The organism is Kocuria oxytropis, from assembly GCF_040981195.1.
In the GTDB taxonomy this organism is placed as follows: domain Bacteria; phylum Actinomycetota; class Actinomycetes; order Actinomycetales; family Micrococcaceae; genus Kocuria; species Kocuria oxytropis.
The window spans coordinates 20,247-34,887 of the sequence record NZ_JAVFXA010000023.1 but is presented as its reverse complement, the minus strand read 5'-3'; the positions used below and the strand labels follow the sequence as shown (position 1 = coordinate 34,887).

12 protein-coding genes are annotated in these 14,641 nt (G+C 66.8%); 11 read left to right on the top strand and 1 reads right to left on the bottom strand.

Translation table 11 applies throughout. From position 1 onward, the window contains the following. Nucleotides 1-134: 134 nt before the first annotated feature. From QYM41_RS16390 to QYM41_RS16380, 3 genes are read left to right on the top strand one after another with little or no spacing between them, the layout of a single operon-like run. Nucleotides 135-1,886: a putative type IV secretion/conjugal transfer ATPase gene (locus QYM41_RS16390; RefSeq protein ID WP_368800848.1), complete on the top strand. Its 1,752-nt coding sequence runs from the start codon at nucleotides 135-137 to the stop codon at nucleotides 1,884-1,886. Next, entirely contained in the window at nucleotides 1,883-3,691 is a 1,809-nt protein-coding gene (locus tag QYM41_RS16385; RefSeq protein ID WP_368800847.1) for a type IV secretory system conjugative DNA transfer family protein, read from the top strand. The genes QYM41_RS16390 and QYM41_RS16385 overlap by 4 nt, the downstream gene beginning before the upstream one ends. Before the next feature lie 3 nt (nucleotides 3,692-3,694). Further along, nucleotides 3,695-4,132: a DUF4913 domain-containing protein gene (locus tag QYM41_RS16380; RefSeq protein ID WP_368800846.1), complete on the top strand. Its 438-nt coding sequence runs from the start codon at nucleotides 3,695-3,697 to the stop codon at nucleotides 4,130-4,132. Nucleotides 4,133-4,544: 412 nt separating this feature from the next. On the opposite strand, the gene QYM41_RS16375 is transcribed toward QYM41_RS16380, so the two are convergent. After that, nucleotides 4,545-5,072 (bottom strand): HAD domain-containing protein, encoded by a 528-nt coding sequence (locus QYM41_RS16375; protein WP_368800845.1) that lies wholly within the window; start codon nucleotides 5,070-5,072, stop codon nucleotides 4,545-4,547. Between the two features lie 2,321 nt (nucleotides 5,073-7,393). On the opposite strand from QYM41_RS16375, the gene QYM41_RS16370 reads away from it, so the two are divergent. The 8 genes from QYM41_RS16370 (at nucleotide 7,394) to QYM41_RS16335 (ending at nucleotide 14,624) form a co-directional block, all read left to right on the top strand. Beyond that, nucleotides 7,394-7,720, top strand: a complete 327-nt coding sequence (locus QYM41_RS16370) for a DUF5663 domain-containing protein (RefSeq protein WP_368800844.1) — start codon at nucleotides 7,394-7,396, stop codon at nucleotides 7,718-7,720. Nucleotides 7,721-8,176: 456 nt separating this feature from the next. Continuing rightward, nucleotides 8,177-8,992 (top strand): hypothetical protein, encoded by an 816-nt coding sequence (locus QYM41_RS16365; protein WP_368800843.1) that lies wholly within the window; start codon nucleotides 8,177-8,179, stop codon nucleotides 8,990-8,992. A 157-nt stretch (nucleotides 8,993-9,149) separates the two neighbouring features. Further along, nucleotides 9,150-9,944 carry a hypothetical protein gene (locus QYM41_RS16360; RefSeq protein ID WP_368800841.1) on the top strand — a complete coding sequence of 265 codons (795 nt, stop codon included), beginning with the start codon at nucleotides 9,150-9,152 and terminating at the stop codon, nucleotides 9,942-9,944. Between the two features lie 354 nt (nucleotides 9,945-10,298). After that, complete coding sequence (locus QYM41_RS16355; RefSeq protein ID WP_368800840.1) at nucleotides 10,299-11,054, top strand: hypothetical protein; 756 nt, start codon at nucleotides 10,299-10,301, stop codon at nucleotides 11,052-11,054. 145 nt (nucleotides 11,055-11,199) lie between these two features. Then, complete coding sequence (locus tag QYM41_RS16350; protein ID WP_368800839.1) at nucleotides 11,200-12,414, top strand: OmpA family protein; 1,215 nt, start codon at nucleotides 11,200-11,202, stop codon at nucleotides 12,412-12,414. Between the two features lie 179 nt (nucleotides 12,415-12,593). Further along, nucleotides 12,594-12,881: a hypothetical protein gene (locus tag QYM41_RS16345; protein WP_368800837.1), complete on the top strand. Its 288-nt coding sequence runs from the start codon at nucleotides 12,594-12,596 to the stop codon at nucleotides 12,879-12,881. Between the two features lie 86 nt (nucleotides 12,882-12,967). Further along, the gene (locus QYM41_RS16340) at nucleotides 12,968-13,423 is read left to right on the top strand and encodes a hypothetical protein (RefSeq protein WP_368800836.1); all 456 of its coding nucleotides are present in this window, start codon (nucleotides 12,968-12,970) and stop codon (nucleotides 13,421-13,423) included. Nucleotides 13,424-13,643: 220 nt separating this feature from the next. Next, on the top strand, nucleotides 13,644-14,624 hold the full coding sequence (locus tag QYM41_RS16335) for a ribonuclease H family protein (RefSeq protein WP_368800835.1): 981 nt from the start codon (nucleotides 13,644-13,646) through the stop codon (nucleotides 14,622-14,624). Nucleotides 14,625-14,641: the final 17 nt, after the last annotated feature.

Sequence of the window (14,641 nt, the reverse complement as noted above, 5' to 3'; positions counted from 1 at the left end):
CTCGGGACGTCGGCGAGGATCCGCCTGGAGGAGGCCTACGGCGCCCAGGACTCCACCTTCGCCGCCGGCCTCCCGCTGGGTGTCGTGGTCCCGGACCACCTGGCCCTGCCCTCGACCGTGAGGAACGTACTCTGATGGCCACCAGGAACGCCAAACAGATCGTCCTCCCCGCCTCCCGAGGCAACGCCTCGACCACCGTCCTGGACCGGACCTTAGCCCGGGTGAAGCTGGGCAGGGTCTTCGCCAAGCCCCAGCGCACGGGCAGCACCTCGGTCACCGCCAAGGCGCTGGGTCGTCCGGGACTGCGGGGTCACAAGGGCCGGGGGCTGGGTGAGGCGCAGTTGCTGCACCCGATCCGGGAGATGCGCGGGACCAACTATCAGGTGTGCGGGCTTTTTCCTTTTCCCATGGGTGGTGGTTCCCCGTTGGAGGGGGTGCCGTTGGGGCGGAATCTGCTGTCGGGGGAGCCGGTGTGCTGTGACCCGATCTCCTGGTTCTTGAAGCTGCGGGTGATCTCCAACCCCTCGGCCTTCGTGATGGCCAACCCGGGGCTGGGCAAGTCCTCGCTGCTGCGCCGGATGGCGATCGGGCTGGCCGCTTTCGGCGTGTGGCCGCTGATCCTCGGCGACATCAAGGGCGAGCACGTGACCATGATCGAGCACCTGGGCGGAGCCGTGCTGCCCTTGGGGCGCGGGGTCGGGCACATCAACCCGCTGGATGACTGCGGGGCGGTCGCCGCCGCCAAGCTGCTGTCTCCCGTCAGGGCCGAGGAGTTGCTGGATGAGCTGCATTCGCGGCGCCGGTCGCTGATCGCCTCGCTGATCGCGATCCTGCGCAAGAAGCCGCTGGATGAGCGCGAGGAGTCGATCCTGGACCGGTGCCTCACCGTGCTCGAGGCCCGCCATGCCGAGTCGGGCACGGTGCCGGTGATGGCGGATCTGCGGCAGGTCCTCAAGGACAAGCCAGTTCAGGTGCGTGAGGTCGCCCTGGATCGCGGTGACGACGCCCGGTACGAGACCATCACCGAGGGGTTGGAGTCCTCGCTGAACTCCCTGTGCGGCTCCGGGGCCTTCGGGCAGATGTTCGCCCACCCCTCCACCAACCGGATCGACGCCTCCCGCCCAATGGTTTTCGACCTCTCTCGCATCTCCCAGACCGAGTCCGACCTACGGGCCGCGACCTTGATGGCGTGCTGGTCGGCCGGCTTCGGGACCGTGACCACCTCGAACATGCTCGCTGATGACGGGGTGATCGAGCGCCAGCGGTTCCTGGTGATCCTCGATGAGCTGTGGAACACCCTGGCGGCCGGGCCCGGCATCGTGGACCAGGTCAACGCGCTGACCCGTCTGAACCGGGAATGGGGGGTAGGACAGATCATGGCCTCCCACACCCCCTCCGACCTGATGGCCGTCCGGGGGGAAGAGGACCGGGCGAAGGCCAAGGGCATCATGGACCGCTGCGGCATCAAGATCCTCGGCGGACTGGCCAAGTCCGAGATGCCGCTGCTCACCGAGTCGGTACCGCTGTCCATGCGTGAGCAGGAGCAGCTGGCGATCTGGCAGGACCCACCCGCCTGGAACCGCCGCGGCGATGAAGCCCTGGAGTACACCAACGACGACGTCTACGCCCCCACCGACCAGGCGTTCACCGATGAGGAGCTCACTCAGTGGCTGGCCGATGACGAGAACGCCGCCTGGTACTTCGACGACCGCACCACCACCCCGCCCCCGGGCCAGGGGAAGTTCTTCATCAAGGTCGGCTCGAGGGCCGGCATCCCGTTCTCGATGGAGTTCACCCCGACCGAGCGCCGGTCCCAGGTTCACGACACCGAGAAGAAGTGGCACGAGGCCAAGTCCCGCGCCGCTCAGGAGAGGGGCGAACGGTGAGCTCCTTGGATCGCAAGTACAAAACCGGCGGCGGGGAGGTTGCCCTGCTGCTGACCCTGCTCTTCACCCTGGTTGGCATCCCGGCCATCCTCTACGTCGTCGCCAGCGCCGGCCATGCCCTAACCCCGCGCACCGACTCGCTGCCCACCGGGTACTGGGAGCGGTCCCTGAGCACCTTCACCGGCGATCTCCCCTGGCGGACCACCGAGATCGTCCTGGCCGCCACGGTCGGGTTGCTCCTGACCGGGCTATTCGTGCTGTGGGGCTTCAAGCGTCACCAGAAGGCGAAGAAGTTGGTCAAGCACGACCGGGCGGCCGTGCGCATGGCCACCGTCCGCGACGTCGCTCCCTTCACCGAGAAGGAAGCGAAGGCCAAGGCTGCCCGCTTCGGTGTGGAGGCCCCGGGGGTGATGATCGGGAAGATGGTCCGCGGCGGGCATACGTTGTATGCCTCTTGGGAGGACACCCTGGTGCACATTTGGGGCACCCGCACCGGCAAGACCACCTCCCAGGCCGCCCCGTCCATCATCGAGGCCCCGGGCCCGGTGATCGCCACCTCCAACAAACGCGACCTCTCCGATCTGACCCGCGACATCCGCGCCGCCGACGGTGACGTGTGGGTCTTCGATCCGCAGGGTGTGGCCGGGGAGGCCCCGACCTGGTGGTGGAATCCGCTGAGCTACGTCACCGACAGTGAGCGGGCGGCGGAGATGGCCACGAACTTCTCGATCGGATCGCGTCCGGCCGGGGCGAAGATGGGTGATGCCCACTTCGACTCCGCCGGCAAGGACCTGTTGGCCGGGCTCCTGCTTGCCGCCGCGGTGGGTGGGGAGCCGATTGAGCGCGTGCACTACTGGCTGACCCGCTCCACCGATGACACCCCCGCCAAGCTGCTCGACGCCCACGGCTGGTCCAAGGAGGCCGACTCGGTGGCCAGCACCATCCGCCAACCCGAGAAGTACCGAGGCAGCGTCTACTCCACCGCCCTGCAGATGGCCGCTTGTCTGAAGAACGAAAAGATCTCCGCCTGGGTCAACCTTTTGGATCCCGATGACGATCGCCCGCAGTTCGACCCCCAAGCGTTCGTGGCCGGGAAGCACACGCTCTACGCCCTGTCCAAGGAAGGGGCCGGCACCGCCGGGCCTCTGGTGACCGCCCTGACCGTGGCCACCGTGACAGCGGCCGAGGAGCACGCCGTGACCCAGACCGGAGGCCGACTCAGTACGCCCATGCTGTGCGTGCTCGATGAGGCCGCCAACGTCTGCCGGTGGGCGAACCTGCCCGACCTCTACAGCCACTACGGTTCCCGCGGCATCGTGGTCTCCACGTTCCTGCAGTCCTGGTCCCAAGGCGTGGATGTGTGGGGCGAATCCGGGATGCGCAAGCTGTTCTCCACCGCCAACGTCGTCACCTACGGCGGCAACGTCAAGGAAGAGGGCTTCCTCAAGATGTTCTCGGAGCTGATCGGCAAGTACACCTACACCTCCATCTCCTCCTCAAGACAGAAGGACGCAGGGTCCACCTCCCGCCAGGACGCCACCGACGACATCCTGTCGGTGGCCGACCTCGCCGCCTTGCCCAAGGGGAGGGCCGTGATGCTCGGCTCCGGGGCACGGGCCGTGCTGCTGCGCACCGTCCCGGTCAGCGCCCGGCCGTATGCGGAAGCTGCCGCGGCCTCCGAAGCCGCGCACAACGCGCCAGCCGGCACCCCCATCGCAGAGGAGTCCGCGCCCGAGCTCATGGGTGCTGAGCCGATCCCGGCCGCACCCACGGGCAACCGGTGGGCGGCCCTGGTGAAGGAGTAGGCCATGGACATCGGGCCACGCCGCACCAACAGCCACGACGACATCGATGACGACCTCCTCGAGGAAGCCGAACCGGGGGAGGGGGAGGGGGAGCGGGAGCTCGTCTATGCGAACGTGGCCGAGTTCGTCACCGAACACCTGGCCTACCAGTACCGGCGCGACATCGACCTGGCTGGCCGGGCCACCACCTTCACCTGGTGCGCCCAATGGTGGCGCCACGAAGAAGCCGTCAGCCGCCTCACCGGCCTCTGGCGCGCCTGGGAAAACCTGCGCACCGACCCCACCACCGGACTGGCCGTGTGGTGGCGCGACTACGCTGACCCCACCATGCGAACTCTCTTCGACGAAAAAGGACCCTTCCACGGATGCACCCCCCGGGCACACGCACCGAAGGGCATACCGCTTCCGCTGGATCCGCCACCTGCTGGACTCTTCGAGTGACACATTGAGGCAGCTACGGTGCTCATTTCAAGATGTCCTGAGTCGGCCACGGGCCCAGACCTTGTGGGGCATCAGTCCCGCCATTGTTAGTGGAGCAGCTGACTCCAGCATGGGTACGGCGGGGGTTTCACTACCTTCATGCGGAGAAGAGTCAGACGGCCAATGCACCAAAACCCTCCACCCGGGACCAGGGCGCCTTCCGTGGATGAAAAATCGGGACCGAACTGTCGATGCCGTCTGAATACTGACCCTCGGGCGCCGGGCTGATTCAACGGTGCTAAGGGGTCAATATACGCTCGGCGTTGACACGAACCACCATTACGCGGTCGGTAAGAAGGACATGCGGGACGCCGTAGGCGCAGGCCACCAGCAAATCAAGGGGTAAGCGACAAGCTAAGGAGTTACGATTTTACTAAGGCTTGAAGGCGGCAGACCACTGTCGTATGGCGTGCGCATCGCTACTGCGCACGCCGTAGCGGGGATCCGTGCGTACCAGAAAAGTAGGGTTCCCTTGCTCTGCAGCCCACGCGTCTGTGTCGGGGCCTAGGTTGTCGTCGATCCAAACCAAGAGGTCCCAAGTGAGGTCTCCGGTGGCTTGCATTCGGGATATCCACCGCTGTACCGCTGGAAGCTTTGGAGTGCGCCTATCCGGATCCAGCCTGGTCATAGGTACATGCCCGGCCATGTTAATGCCGAGGTCAGTGCTCAGCTGGTGTAGTGCGCCGCGCTCCCATGTTGTAGCCCACACAATTGGGCCCAAGCTTCCTAGGTCCCGAACCACCTCAGCTCGCGACGGTGATAGGACAAGGCGATGAGTGTTCCCCGTGGCGCTGGGGTCCCGGACCACCTTTGGGTTGAGGACCCCATCAACGTCCAACAAGATGACGACGCGAGGCGACGGATCCCCGATCGGATCGGGCAGCTCAGACAAGGACACCATCCGCGCACTCCTTTCCGGTGATCAGAGGCGATGTATCGGCTACGTCGCATGTGATTTTCTCGGCCACCTCATCACTCGAGCTGCCGCATCTGGGCGGAGGCCGCCTGGGGATATCGCTGAGTCATGATTCGCAACCAGCGATATTTAACTGCATGTTACTTCAACCATAGTAGTGATTGCACCACTGACTCATGGGTGAAAATGTCATCCTGAGTCGCGCCCCATCACAATACTCGGCGTGCGCGGTGCAGCGTGTCTCTATGAGCTATTTCTTAAGAGCTTGAAGTCAATACTTTTTCTGATGCTTCACGTACGGTAGTTGGTGGAGCAATTGATTGTGGTGAAACCACCCCATATGCAGCTGACCTGTCGGGTGCGCGAGGGCTGCCCGTGCCTGGTCCTTCAGGCGTTCAGCTTCCGGGTGGTCGCCCCGCCTCCGCGCTAATTCAGACAGGTCTGCGTCCCTCTGAGCGTCAAGGAGTCCCGGGCCGGTGTACCGCGACCCCAACAATGCTGTGCGTTCCGTAGGATCAGTAAGCATGCGTGACCGGATCCAGTCCGCAAGACCGAAGTGACCCATCAGACCCAAGCTCGCGTTATGAAGATCGGGCATGTCGCGTGTGAGTAGAGCCGCCCTGGATGCTGCGCGCTCGGTGTCTCCAGCCAAGAAATCGACTAGGGCCACCAACGGGAACACTCGGGCGTCGCCAGCCCAGCAATCATTCTCGACAACAGCATGATGCTCATGGCTGCGATCCCCCCGCAGGAGGGGCGGCACACGTTCATCGAGCACCAGATTGCTCCACTCCTGGGCCCACTCATACCAGCCGTGGCCGGCTAGGAAAATCGCGACAGCGGCTAGATCGCCCCAACGGCCCTCCTCTTGCAGGGCCCGCCGGTCCACTTCCCCAAGAAATCGACGCACCAAAGGTTCCGCGGCTTTTGACCACTCCAAATGCTCGAGAAGGGATGCCGGACATCCCGCCGCAGCGTCAGCCAGCACGAGTCTTTCCTGCACTTGACGATCTGCTTCGTTTCGGGCCACAAGGTAGCGCAGCCAGGAACGGAACCCCAGTGGCGGAGCTGGCTCCTCGATCCAGGCCCTGGCATGTCCCGGCAACGGCCAGCCACGGTGCACCCATACCAGGGCAAGGTCGGGAACGTCTTCACTATCCCAACTATCATCTCGGCCTAGGCTGTCAAGCTTTCTGCGAGCCTTGTCTCCAACTACTCCTTCAGGGCGGGGAAGGGCATGGCACGCGTGAGCCAAAAACGAGGTCGGCACCTCAACATGTTCAGCGACCTGTGCTGTGCATTCATCCAGCAACTGGCGATGCGCATCCACATCCGTCGGCCGGAGGTCTCCATCGACGTATTTTTCCACTACGTCCAGTAGCTCATATGTGGCGTCGTAGGACGTGATGAGCCCTCGTTCAAAAGTGCCCATAACTCGCTGGACGCGGGGTCCGAGACTGCCAGGCAATGATGAAACCATGTCCACACGATACGCCACCGCAGAGATATCAGAGAAGAATGCTGAGCCTGCTCCGAGCCGGGCCCTCACCCAGCAGCTTGGGTCTTGGTAAGGAGGTTCCGCCAGCGCCGGTGAATGCCGGCGGCGAGAAGGGCGGGTAGCCGCAAACTGACGCATTGCCGTAGCCCCGGACGACTCGTCGCATCATTTTGATGACCCATTGAGTGCCTTACGGGACCGCTCATGGCACCGATAGCGTCGAAGTCGGCCAGGATCGTACCTTTCGGCCCGAGCAAAATGCGGCGGAGCTGGGCAACCTCCGGGGTCAGACAGAACGGAATGCGGCACGAAACTTGACAATCAATTGACCGGAGATAAAGCCGTGCTGGCGGGGAGTTGTTTTGCAGCTTCTCATGCGGGAATTCTCGGCTAACACAAAACATGTTGGTGTTTATGGAGAATAAAAATTCATGCGGCCATGTGCTTAAAAGGTGACCATTATACGATGGATTCGACATACTCGAACCGTCGCACCTATGAGCCTTCGATGCCCACCATTTCGGTAAACAAGGCTGTAATCTCAACACCGGTCTTTTTCATAACGCACTGGCTCCTCGCCGCTTACCCCCGTGACGGCACGGGCGCTTGGGCGGGTGCGGGAATCCCCTGTCCTGATGCAAGAACCCGGAGGCCGAGCACCCGACTCAGCCTCGGGCGGGTGCGGGAATCCCCTGTCCTGATGCAAGAACCCGGTCGGGGCTCTTGCGGTACGCGAGGGCTTGGTTCGGGTTCTCCGGCTCGGGGATGTCCTGGGTCGGTTTCGGTGCGATGTGTGGAGGAGTGAGTGATGGCTACTTCTGAACCTCAGAAGGTGGGTTTCGCCGAGGATCTGGTGGCGGTAGCCACCGGGGCTGGCCTGAGCCTCGAGGAGGCTGGGTCCTTAGTTGTGATCGCGGAACAGGAGCTGGAGTTGCGGGTGGGGGTCCGTCTTGCTGACGGGTTGACCCACGAGCAGTTGGAAGAGTTCGCCGAACTTGTCGAGGCCCCGGGCAACCATGCGGGAGCAGTGCGGTGGCTTGAAATCAACGTGCCGGACTATTCGCAGGTGGTGCGTGAGGAGATTGGGGCTGTGCTCGCCCAGACGCGTCGCATCTTGGCCAGGCAGGAAGTCTGAGATGGCTGCTCGATCCGTGTCCTCCCGAACCGGTGGCGCCCCTGTTGTGGGCCGGGATCTGAGTTATCAGCTGGTGCAGGACCGCCGCGGTTCCGCCGGCCGTGGATTGGTCCGGGCGGCGGTGGCAGGGGCGCTGGTCGCGGCTGTGGTGCTGGTGCCTCTGACGGTGTGGTTGACCGTGCTGGTGCTGGGCTCTTCGGCCCCGGCACCCCCACCCTCGTTCTCCTCCGCGGTTGCGGGCATGGGTGGTTCACCCGCTGGGGATTCATCCCCAGCGGGTTTTTGGTTTGTTGAGACGAAAGGACTGTGACTATGTCGATTCACACGAGTTTTCCAGCCGCCCGTTCCGATGCCTCTGTTACGCCGCCGCCCTCCGGGCCTCCACTTCCTCCCCGGTCCGGGGCGGCAGGGGGCGCGGGGGGTGAAGGGCTGCGGCGGTTCAATTCGGCCCCGGAGTTGCTCTACGTCACGCTCACTCACCTGGTGGTGTCGGTAGCGGTGATCGGGGCCCTCACCGGGGCGTTCATGGTCGCGGAGGTGGCGGTCTTCCAGGTGGTCCTGGCGATGGTCATCCCGGACGAGACCATGTCCTACGTGGTGGCCGCGATCGTGATCCTGGTCAGTGCGGTGCTGGTGGTCAAGGCCGGGATGGCAAGTCACTTCCCCGAGAAGCGGCGCACGATGCAGGTGCTGCTGGGCAGCTGGGCGGTGCTGGGTTTAGTGATGGTCATCGCCCGCGTGGTGGCCGCCGGGCAGCTTGCCGGTCAGGCCGATCCGGGCGGCAGCGTGCTGGCGGCGGCTTTGGTGGCCACTCAGGCGGTGGATCCTGCGGCGGCGGCGTTGATCTCGGCGGTGGTGATGCTGGCGCTGTATCTGGCGATTGGTGTGCTGGGTTACGCCGAGGCACGGCATGTGTCCCACCCGTTGGTGACGGCCAAGCTACGCGCTCAGCGTGAGCTCACCCGGGCCGAGGCGGCTTATCTGAGAGTCCAGGGCAACGCGTTGCTCTCCCGGCAGGCGGTCGCTCAGCGCGATCAGGAACGCGACATGCTCCCGGACGAGGAGCGGACCGGCCATCAGAGTCTGGAGGCCATGGCCGCTGACGCGAAGCACGCGGTGCGGGTGCGGCTGGCGACCCTGCTGGGAGATCCGCGCTACAGCGGTGTCGTGGAGGAACCCCTGCGCCCCCAGCCCGAGCGGGACACCGGCTCCACCGGCCGCGGTCCGTACCCGGTGTCCGGGGACCCGACCCGGATCGAGCGGGAAGCCTGAGAGTTGCTCGGGCCCCCTCTGCATGCACCTCTCCAACGGGGTGCGTGCAGAGGGGGTGAGTGTTCTGTGTTGTGCGGGGGGTCGGTCCGGGGACGGGCCGACCCCCCGCTGTCGTGTGTGTCCGTGTGTTCGTTGAGGTGTTCGAAGGAGTTCCATCATGTCTGAGAGCGATGTGACCCGCCTGTCCCGTGCTGAGTTGTACACCGATCCTCCGTTGAGGGGCACTGTCTACCCGTGGTGGTTGCGGCTGGTCGATGGTTGGGCGGGGCGGCGGGACAGCAAGTGCTTGTCCACGATCCAGCAGACCCCTCCACGGGTACCGGCCACCGAGGTGGAGGCTGGTGAGCCACCGGTGCTGAATGCCTCACCGGTGCCGGTGACCCCGTGGGCGGAGGCCCGCATCCGGGGATTCCGGCAGGTGGCGGACAAGGAGGCGCTACGCCTGGAAGCGGCCCTGGATCCGTTGAAGGTCGAGTTGACCCAGTTGCGGGCCGCGGTGGAGCTGCACCGTGACACTGTGGCCCGGGCCCGAGAGGCCGAGGAAGCGCTGCGCAAGGCCGGCCCGGAGGAGGCGGTGGCTTCTGGGCCGGGGGAGCGCTACGCGTCCCCGGACGTGCTGTCAGCTCGTCGGGGGAGGGAGTTCACCGCCCGGCTGGCCGCAGCCACCTCGGTTACCGCCGCAGCCCAGCGGGCGGTGGAGGAAGCCCAGCTGGCGGTTGCCCGGGTGGAGGAGCGGATCCAACGAGCCGAGGCCGCCTCCCAGCTGATCTGCCGGGAGACGTGGGAACTGACCCGGGGCCGGCTGTCGGTCTACGGGCGCGCGGTCGCCCGCCGCCACCCCGACGCCCCGGTGGTGCCGGCGCTGACGGTGGAGTTCGACCTCGATCCCGTCACCGGGCGCCCACCCCGGCCCGAGGACCCTGGTCGAGGCCCAGGGTTGTTCGCGGTCTGACCCGCCCCCTCGCTCACCCAAAGCCCTGGGGGGTAGGGGCGGGCAGCTGCCCGCCCCTACCCACCGGTGGACAGGGGTACTGCGGTGCTCCATGACCATGTACCGGTCGACTTGGAATGTTCCGGTGGCGGGGTGCACCCGGGAACGTGCGGCAGTCCCTGTCTCTGTACCGCGGGGGTGGGCCCTCTGCCCGGCTGCCGGTGCCGGGGGACCGGGGTGTTGCGGGAAATTTTCCCCTTGTAGCAGGCACAACCATCTTCGTGCCGGCCTTCGTGGGCAGTCATCCCCGGATCCGACCACTGCAGGACAAGCACACCAGCAGAGCGCCGTCGGCGCTCTAGAACGGAGAAGATCATGAACTCGTTGCTCGACACCTTCCGCCAGGCCAGGGCACGGTCTCGCGCCAGCAAGAACCCGTTGGCCATCGAGGGCGAAGCCCAACCGGGGTGGGGATCCAGCGGGCAGCGCAACTACCTGCTGCACACGGACATGCTCCACAGCGCGCCACCGTCGCGGTTGGTGGAAATCCCATCGGCTGGTGCCTTCATCGCCGCCTATGAGGAAGCGATCACCCAGATGGTGGCTCAGGGCGCGGTCGATGAAGGGTCAGGGGCGGTGCTGGATCGCAAGATCGAGGCCGAGATCGCCCAGTTCCACCAGCGCCTGTCCCAGCACACCGATGACCGGGTCCGTTCGATCAACGCTCTGGAACGGCCCGAGTTCCGGGTTTCGGCCACCGACACCCAGGAGGCGCTCTGGGCGGCCCATCGACTGCGCCAGGCCCAGCGTCACCTGGCGCAGGTTCGTGCGGCCATCCTCGGTGAACCGGCACCGGAGGAAGCCTCAGAGATCCCCGACCAGCTGCAGGTGCCCGTACCCGTTGCGGTTCCGGCACCCGGGGAAGCCATAACCTCCCGTGGCTCCGGGCAACAGCACCTCACAGCACCCGGCCAGGTACCGGAGCCGGGTCTGGTGCAGGCGGTTGAGCCGGCGCCCGGGCAGGACACCGCGGCACCTGCTACCGGGCAGGAACACCGGCGGATGGGCGGAGTCGAGCCTCTGCCCCGCCACGGCGCCGATGAGCAGGACCCGGCTGCCGAGGCCGTCTGATCGCCCTGGCCGGTCCCGGCCATCACCTGCCAGTTCGTTTCCTCGTTTTGCGTCCCTTCGAGAGTCTGCGGGCCCCGTCGACCACCGGTCGGCGGGGCCCGCAGGCGTGTGTCCGCGGTTCCGTTTTTTCAGCAAGGAGTTGGCCATGTCCGTCTTCATCCCCAGCACTTCCCGTCCCCGCCTATTCGGCCGTGTTGCCGGTGTCACCACGGCAGCGGTCCTCACCGGCGCGGCACTGAGCGGCTGCAGCCCTCAGCCCCCCACCGCGCAGGCCTCCAGTACCTCGGAGTGTGAGGTACCCGGGGGGTTTGTGCTCGCCCAGGCGGTGCACGAGAACGCGGTACGCAACGTCGATGACCCCACGGTGAGCTGTTATCTGAAGGCGGCGATCGGAACCGACGCGCCGCTGTGGGTGATGGGCCTGGACGGGACCCCCACTTACACGGTCGCTGATGAGCACATCGGCTGGGACCCGGGCGGGGCCAACGCGGAGGCGGAGTTCAATGCCGCCCGCGCGGCCCTCCAGCAGGTCGTGGGTGATCTGGGCGCTGATGCGCACGGCAACCGCCTGGATCTGGGGTTGAACAAGTTCGGTGAGGCCGCCGCACGTGCCGGTGGGCAGGCCACTGTGGTGGTGGCTTCCCCAGGTACCGCTGACGGGCCGGTGGTTGATCTGACACCGGCGGCGGTGGGGGCCACCGATCCGGAAGAGTTCGCCGGGGCGGTTTTGGACACTGGGGCGATTGCTTCCCTGGAGGGCGTGCACATCGTGTGGGTGGGTCTGGGTCAGGCCGCCGGCACCCAGCAGGTCCTCTCCCAGCCCCAGCTGGAGAACCTCCAGGCGATCTGGGCTGCGATCATCGAGGGCGCGGGTGGGGCGGTGGAGTTCGTGCCCGGCGACATCGTCGGGGAGACCGTGGATGCCGGGTCCTACACCGTGCGGCCGGTGGAGCCGATGCAGCTCACCGGCCCGGCCCCGCAGACAGGGACGACGGTGGCCTACGACGACACCAGCGCGTTCGGTTTCGCCCCCGACACCACGGCCTTCCGCGACCAGCCAGCGGCGGAGACCGCAGCCGGTGAGATCGCCCGGTGGATAGCCCCGGGGGACCGGCGCATCGAGCTGGTCGGTACGACCGCGGCCGTCGGTGATGAGCAGTCCCGCCGGGAGCTTTCCCAGCGCCGGGCTCAGGCGGTGGCCGAGCTGATCGTGGCCCAGGGCGGGGACCGGTCCCGGATCACGGCCACCGGGCTGGGTTCGGAGTTCCCCGACTACGTCGAGGACCGTCACCCCGATGGGTCCCTGGACCCGGTCGCGGCCGTGCACAACCGCTCAGTGCGCGTGACCTACCTCGGCTAACCCTGATCCCAGTGCCCGCAGCCAGCCGGGGCCCGCCGAAGCCACTGTTGGCTTCGGCGGGCCCCGGCTGGCTGCGGAGGCCGTGCGGTTTCGGTGCCCACCATCACTTCTTTCAGCCATCTGTTTCTCGCGTCCTCACCGGTCCGGTGGGGACGCACTCACGATATGGAGGAACCATCATGAGGATTCCTAAGGGCGCGGTCGTCGCCGTCGGTGTGGCCGGATTATTGGGTTCGGCTGCGTGGCTGGCCACGCCACCGCTGACCGACCGGGCGATTGACCCCCAAGAGGTCCGGCAGGAACGCATCGGCCAGCAGGTGGAGGAGCTGGCCGACAGCCAGGAGAAATCCGAGGGCCGCAAACGGGACGAGGCCAACGATCTGGTCAACGACAACAACAAGGAGCAGTTGCGCCCCACTGAACCCCGTCCCGGGGTCAGGCCCAACCTTCCCGGCCCGTGGTGGTGAGCCCGATGGGATTGTTCGACCCATCGCCACGTCCCGGGGACCTGGTGCGGGCCACCGCAGACATCCCGGTCACGATCACTGATCACTTGCTCGAGACCGTCACCATCCCCCGCGGTGCCCGCGGCTGGGTCCGCTACGTCCACGGGTCACGGGTACGGGTCGTCTTCGACACCGCCTGTGGGGCGGTGGAGGAAACCGTCAGCCCCACCCAGTGCCGGGTGATCCGCCACGGCGTGGAGGAGAAGACGTTCCTGGAGAGCCTGAGTCTGAAGGTCTGGGTCCGCACCGGGGCGCTGATCGTGGTGCTGGCACCGATGCTGTTCTCCATCGCCCAGTACTGGTGGGCCACCGGCAGCCTGGACGGGGTGGTGGAATGGTTCGCCATCGGCGCGGTCGAGGCCGCGCTGGCCCTGCCCGGGATCATCCTCCAGCACCCGGGCAGGGCCGCGCTGTGGCTGAGCATCGGGGCGCTGACCTGCCGCCTGGCTTTCGGCCCCCCACCCCGGACACGATCCCGGAAAACCCGACGTGGCCGCCGGTGACCGGTCCCCGCCCCGAGCCCGGGGACCACCACCATCACCGCCAGCCGCGGTTGCTGGCCACCAGTGGCGGGACGGGGCCGGGACCGAGGAACCCCCTGCCTTGGCCCCGGGCGGGCAGCGGTGCACCCCGGGGCCGGGGCGGGTCCGGGGGGTTGCGGGAATCCGTACTACAGCGAACCCCGCACACCAGGGGCCACGCGCTTGGGGAAGGACCACCGCCATGTTCAGTCGTCTTGCTCAGCTCACCTGCCGCACCATCGACCGTCTCTTCCCGGGGCTCACGGGCACCGGGGTGCTGTCCTGCCACGGTGGAACGGACGTCAACGCCCGGATCGAGCAGTGGATCCGCCCGGCGGTGATCCGGGCCAACATCACCTGTGCTGGGGCGGTGGCGGTGATCGCCTACCGGGACACCGACGAGCAAGTGGTCCTCGATGTGGTCCGGCAGAACCGTCGCCGCGATGCCCGCGGCGATGAAGCCCGCCGGGCCACCCTCATCGACGCCGTCACCCGGCTCTGCACCGACCTGGACACCGCCCCGGGCCACCGGGTGTGGATCGACGACGCGCAGCTGCGCACCGTGCTCGCCGCTGAGTCCGCGGCCCTGCCTCACGTGGCCTTCACCGACACCCCCGACGCGGAACTGGGGATTGCGGCCGCCCGGGCGCTGAGCCGCATCGGACAAGGCCTCCCCCCGGTGCCCACCCCCGCTGCGGCCGGGCAGCCGGGTGTGCGGGGCGGGAGCTCGCACCTGGTGCTGGCCACCGACGCCTCCGTAGCCAGCACCGGCGAGGTCGGGGCCGGGATCGCGATCGCCGGTTCCGACGGCCGGCGCCGCAGCCTCTACCTGTCCCAGACCAAGGACGTCACCTGGGCGGAGCTACAAGCCATCGAGGAAGCCCTGATCTGCAGCGCCGGTGAGCACCGGGTGGTGATCCTCTCCGACAGCTCCCACGCGGTGGACTACGCACGCGGCGACGTCGAAGCCCCGCAAACCCGGATGCGCCGGGCCGCGGCCCGCATCGCGGAACTGCGCGAAGGACGCGACGTGAACATCATGTGGGTCCGCGCCCACCGCGGACACGAGCTCAACGAAGCCGCCGACCAGCTGGCCAAGAAAGCCCGGCTGCGCCGCCGCGGCCACGACGTGCCCGCCACCACCCACACCCCCGCCGCCCAGCCCACCCCCGCCGCGGCCTGAGCCCGCCGCCGCCTGAA

Excerpts from the sequence above, each read along its gene's own strand:
- QYM41_RS16335 (WP_368800835.1), top strand. The coding sequence starts at position 13,644 with ATGTTCAGTCGTCTTGCTCAGCTCACCTGCCGCACCATCGACCGTCTC.
- QYM41_RS16380 (WP_368800846.1), top strand. The coding sequence starts at position 3,695 with ATGGACATCGGGCCACGCCGCACCAACAGCCACGACGACATCGATGAC.
- QYM41_RS16350 (WP_368800839.1), top strand. The coding sequence starts at position 11,200 with ATGTCCGTCTTCATCCCCAGCACTTCCCGTCCCCGCCTATTCGGCCGT.
- QYM41_RS16375 (WP_368800845.1), bottom strand. The coding sequence starts at position 5,072 with ATGGTGTCCTTGTCTGAGCTGCCCGATCCGATCGGGGATCCGTCGCCT.
- QYM41_RS16355 (WP_368800840.1), top strand. The coding sequence starts at position 10,299 with ATGAACTCGTTGCTCGACACCTTCCGCCAGGCCAGGGCACGGTCTCGC.
- QYM41_RS16370 (WP_368800844.1), top strand. The coding sequence starts at position 7,394 with ATGGCTACTTCTGAACCTCAGAAGGTGGGTTTCGCCGAGGATCTGGTG.
- QYM41_RS16390 (WP_368800848.1), top strand. The coding sequence starts at position 135 with ATGGCCACCAGGAACGCCAAACAGATCGTCCTCCCCGCCTCCCGAGGC.
- QYM41_RS16345 (WP_368800837.1), top strand. The coding sequence starts at position 12,594 with ATGAGGATTCCTAAGGGCGCGGTCGTCGCCGTCGGTGTGGCCGGATTA.
- QYM41_RS16360 (WP_368800841.1), top strand. The coding sequence starts at position 9,150 with ATGTCTGAGAGCGATGTGACCCGCCTGTCCCGTGCTGAGTTGTACACC.